The organism is Bacillus sp. GMs2/2 (genome assembly GCF_050172095.1).
Taxonomy (GTDB): Bacteria; Bacillota; Bacilli; order Bacillales; family Bacillaceae_G; genus Bacillus_A; species Bacillus_A cereus.
Genome location: NZ_JBNLYE010000302.1, coordinates 1 through 4,872 on the forward strand (window position 1 = coordinate 1; position 4,872 = coordinate 4,872).

The window sequence follows — 4,872 nt, forward strand, 5'->3', positions numbered from 1 at the left end:
CACCTTAATTTTTTCTTAGGAGGATTTACAATGAAATTACTAAAAATAAAACATATAATTCCTTTATCTGCGGCCGCAATTACATTCGTATGTAGTCAAAGTACAGCTGAAGCTTCTACCATTCATACAGTAAAAAAGAACGATACACTTTGGGGCATTAGTAAACAATACGGAGTTTCAATACAATCCATTAAACAGGCTAATAATAAAGGAAACGATAAAACCTTTATTGGCGAACAGTTACATATTCCAGGGTCCGTGAAATCAAATGAAATCACTGTTCCTCAAAACGCCAAGCCTGCGAACATTTCTGAACAAATTATTTATCAAGTACAACCGGGAGATTCATTAGAAACGATAGCAAAGCGTTACAATGTCACTGTCCGATCTATAAAACAAATTAACAATACAGTCGGAAACAAGCTTTATACAGGACAACATTTAAAAATCAACTCAAGTATTTCACAAAAAGAAAAAGACTTAATGGCACGCTTAGTTACCGCTGAAGCAGGTGGCGAATCCTATAAAGGAAAAGTAGCAGTAGCCAAAGTTATACTAAATCGTGTAAATGCAAAAGGTTTTCCAAATACAATAACAGGCGTTATTTATGAACCTATTAAATACGGATATGCATTTACTCCTGTTACAGATGGAAGAATTAATCAACCTGCAAGTGCAGAAGCAAAAATGGCTGTAGAAGAGGCTATCTCCACAAATGGAGTAGATTCAGACTGGATTTATTTCTACAATCCAAAAACATCAACGGACAAGTGGATTACGACACGTCAAACAGTAGCAGTAATTGGTAACCATGTGTTTGCTAAATAAGATTTAAAATCATTAACAGACCTCTTCACTTAAAAGGTCTGTTTTTTTCTATGTAAGATGTTATTAATCATATGACATAGTTATTTTTTAAACTGTTTCTTCTTTCAAATAAAAATTTTTGTATTTACTCCACCACTCGTAGAAATTAATAAAGCATCAAGTTCAAAAACTCCCACTTTATTAATAAAAGCTATTTCTTAACTTCATAAAATTGTTATACACTAGAAAAATAAAAAACAAACTATTCGTTAGCAGGTGGAAGAATATGTATGATGTTACGATTATCGGCGCTGGAGTAAGTAGCATTTTTATGGCTTATTCACTAGCTAAAAGTAACAAAAAAGTTTTAATTCTTGATAAAGGTAAAGCGCTAGAAGATCGCCATTGTCCTTTAGACGAAGGAAAAGTGTGTAATTGTACTACATGTGATAAATATTTCGGGTTTGGTGGTTTAGGCAAATCTGAAGGGAAATTTAATTATACAAACGGATTTGGCGGAGAACTTGAGAAAAAAGTCGGTAAAGAGGGTTTTATACAACTCATGGCTGAAGTAGATGAAATTCTATGTCAGTTTGGTGGAAGTTCGGTTTCAAAATATTCTACTGAAAATTCAAGTCTCACTAAGAGAGCTGAAGCGTGTGGTTTACAAATGCTAACAACAGAAGTAAGACATCTTGGTACTGCACTTTCCAGTAACATTTTTCAGCAGCTCTATGAATTTTTACTGACGAAAATAAAGATCCAATTTCATATAGATGTACAACATATTCTGAAACAGGAAGATCATTTTACAATAGATACAAATCAAGGAACAGTTCAAACTAAGCAACTAGTATTTGCAACTGGGCGCTCTGGGGCCGATTGGTTAAAAGAAATGTGCAGTTCCCTAAATATTTCTCAGGAGCAAACACGTGTAGATTTAGGAATTAGAGTAGAAATGAAAGAACATCAATTACGTTCTATATTAAAAGATACTTTTGAAACAAAACTTTCTTATCAAGGTGAGCATTTCACAGCAACTACTTACTGTATGAATCCAAAAGGACGCATCATTCGAAAGTACGAAGAAGGTTTAGTTATGCCTGACGGTCAAAATTTTCGAGAGCAAGGAACTGGCACTTCTAATTTAAATTTCACTTTATTTATTCCTCGCTATTTTCCAACTCTCAAAGAAGCAAATGTATACGCAAGTTCAATTATTAAAGGCATTAACCAAGGACGAGATCGGATTGTTATACAGCGCTTAGAGGACTTACTAAAGAAACAACCTACGGCGGAAAACAGCATGGAACATAGCCGTATACAGCCTACACTACAGGGGGATTATGGAGATTTGAATCAAGAAATTCCTCAATTATATATTGAAGGGCTCAAAGAATTTTTATTACGTTTAGAACAATTTATACAAGAACCTATTGATCAACATACTTTACTATATGGAATTGATGGAAAGTTCTATGCTCCTACGATAAAAATTAATAATCATTTTGAAACTAGTATACATGGGCTATTTTTAATTGGAGATTGTTCAGGCGTTACGCACTCATTATCTCAAGCAGCTGCAAGTGGTCTGTATGTTGGAAAGTACTTATCTGACATTTAATTTCTATCATTAAGATTCTAGTCAAATATTCCTAATTTCAAAACACTTTACTTATATAGTAAAAATATATTAATAAGCCCTCCTATCCTTCCCGGCTAATGATTAACCGACAAAAAATCGGAATTTTACAAGATACATATGTAATATAACTACATATTTAAAACTGTTGGTATTCAATTCTAATAAATTGAATGTCAACAGTTTTAAAAGTCTCTATCCATTTTCACTTTCATTTGTTCGATATTTTGTAACATCATCATAGTGTTTAATATGGTAGGATGTCTATAAGTCAATTTCACTACAACTATGACTTGTTCTGCCCGTTTCTCAAAAAGAGTTATATTTATGCTACTACGCTTTAAAAATCCCCATTGTATGTATATGAATACTTCAAATTATTCCCTTTAGAAAACAGATTCTAAATGGTTCATTACACTCCAATAGTTATAAAAACATAATATATAACTTCAGTTAAATAAATTGTATAAAGAAGGTGTAAAAATGAAGAATAAAATAAATTTACAAATGCAAAATATAAGCTTTGTTATAATAATGGCTTTAGCAGTATGGTTAAAAACATATCTTATTACGCGATTCAGTTTTGATTTAAAAATCGAGTCTTCAACGCAAGAGCTTATTTTGTTTATTAGTCCTCTAGCCGCATCATTAGCATTTGTTGGATTAGCATTATTTTCAACTGGTGAAAAGCGAAATTATATAGCGCTATGTATTAATTTCTTATTAACAATCGTACTCGTTGGAAATGTAATGTTCTATGATTTTTATAGTGATTTCGTTACATTACCAGTACTTGGACAAACCTCAAACTTTGGACAATTAGGCGGCAGTATTATAGAAATATTAAACTACAAAATTATACTCGCATTCATAGACATTGTTTTCTTCTTTATTTTATTAAAAAAGAAATCATTGGTCTTTAAAACCGAACGTGTAACTCATTCTACACGCTTGTTATACTTTCTTTTAACAATTGGTGTATTCTTTGCGAATCTACATCTTGCAGAAAAAGAGCGCCCTGAATTATTAACGAGATCATTCGACCGAGTAATGCTTGTCAAAAATTTAGGCTTATATACTCACCAAGTATATGACTTAACACTGCAAGTAAAAGCCGGTTCACAAAAAGCGCTTGCTGATAGTAGTAAATTACAAGAAACTGAAAACTACGTAAAAGCAAACCAAAGCGAGCCAAACCCTAATATGTTTGGTGTAGCGAAAGGAAAAAACGTAATTGTAGTCACTCTTGAATCCTTGCAAACCTTCTTAATAGGAGCATCAGTCAATGGGCAAGAAGTTACACCATTCCTAAATGAATTCATAAATGAAAGTTATTACTTTGATAACTTTTTCCATCAAACTGGTCAAGGGAAAACATCCGATTCTGAATTTCTAATCGATACGTCGTTGTATCCATTAAATCGAGGGGCTGTATTCTTCACACACGGTAACAATGATTATACTGCGACTCCAGAAATTTTACGTCAGCAAGGTTATTTCACTTCTGTATTCCATGCGAATAACGCAACATTTTGGAATCGTAATATCATGTACTCTGCTCTTGGTTATGATCGTTACTATAATGAGCTTGATTACAAAATTACACCAGAAACAAATTTAAATTGGGGATTAAAAGATATCGAATACTTTGATCAATCAGTAGATATATTAAAAACTGTTAATCAACCATTCTATGCTCGTTTCCTCACTTTAACAAACCATTATCCATTTACGTATGATGAAGATACAAAATTCATTGAACCATACAACTCTGGTAATGGCGTATTTGATCGTTACATCGTAACAGTACGTTACTTAGACGAATCAATTAAAAAATTTATTGAACGTCTAAAGGCCGAGGGGCTTTACGATGATTCTATTATTGTGTTATACGGTGATCATTATGGTATTTCCGAAAAACATAATCGTGCAATGGCACAGTTTTTAGAAAAAGATCAAATAACAGAATTTGATACTTTAAATTTACAACGTACACCTTTATATATTCATATTCCTGGACAAACAGAAGGTCAAACTATTTCAAAGCCTACGGGACAAATCGATATGAAACCTACTATTCTAAATTTATTAGGTGTTGATTCTACGAATGATATTCGTTTTGGCCATGATATGTTTTCAGATGAATATACTGGCTTTGTTGTTTTACGTGATGGTAGCTTCGTTACAGATAAGTATGCATACAAAAACAACACTTTCTACGACCGTATAACAGGTGAAATTGTAGATTTACCAAAAAAAGAAGCTCAAGCCCTCATTAAACGTGCCCAAAATGAATTACGAATGTCTGACAAAATTATTGAAGGCGATTTATTACGCTTCTCAGAAAGCAATAAAATTAAAACTGGCGAAGTACAAACTAAAATTAAAGAAACAGAAAAATAATCTATATATGAAAAAGGGAG

The 4,872-nt window shown here is 32.6% G+C and carries 3 protein-coding genes; all 3 read left to right on the top strand.

Annotated elements, in window-relative coordinates:
- The first annotated feature begins 30 nt into the window (after positions 1-30).
- The 3 genes from ACQGS6_RS22910 (at position 31) to ACQGS6_RS22920 (ending at position 4,852) form a co-directional block, all read left to right on the top strand.
- Complete coding sequence (locus ACQGS6_RS22910; RefSeq protein WP_000771006.1) at positions 31-828, top strand: cell wall hydrolase; 798 nt, start codon at positions 31-33, stop codon at positions 826-828.
- 265 nt (positions 829-1,093) lie between these two features.
- Positions 1,094-2,431, top strand: a complete 1,338-nt coding sequence (locus ACQGS6_RS22915) for an NAD(P)/FAD-dependent oxidoreductase (protein ID WP_000272397.1) — start codon at positions 1,094-1,096, stop codon at positions 2,429-2,431.
- A 501-nt stretch (positions 2,432-2,932) separates the two neighbouring features.
- Positions 2,933-4,852, top strand: a complete 1,920-nt coding sequence (locus ACQGS6_RS22920) for an LTA synthase family protein (protein WP_000791038.1) — start codon at positions 2,933-2,935, stop codon at positions 4,850-4,852.
- Positions 4,853-4,872: the final 20 nt, after the last annotated feature.

Excerpts from the sequence above, each read along its gene's own strand:
- ACQGS6_RS22910 (WP_000771006.1), top strand. The coding sequence starts at position 31 with ATGAAATTACTAAAAATAAAACATATAATTCCTTTATCTGCGGCCGCA.
- ACQGS6_RS22915 (WP_000272397.1), top strand. The coding sequence starts at position 1,094 with ATGTATGATGTTACGATTATCGGCGCTGGAGTAAGTAGCATTTTTATG.
- ACQGS6_RS22920 (WP_000791038.1), top strand. The coding sequence starts at position 2,933 with ATGAAGAATAAAATAAATTTACAAATGCAAAATATAAGCTTTGTTATA.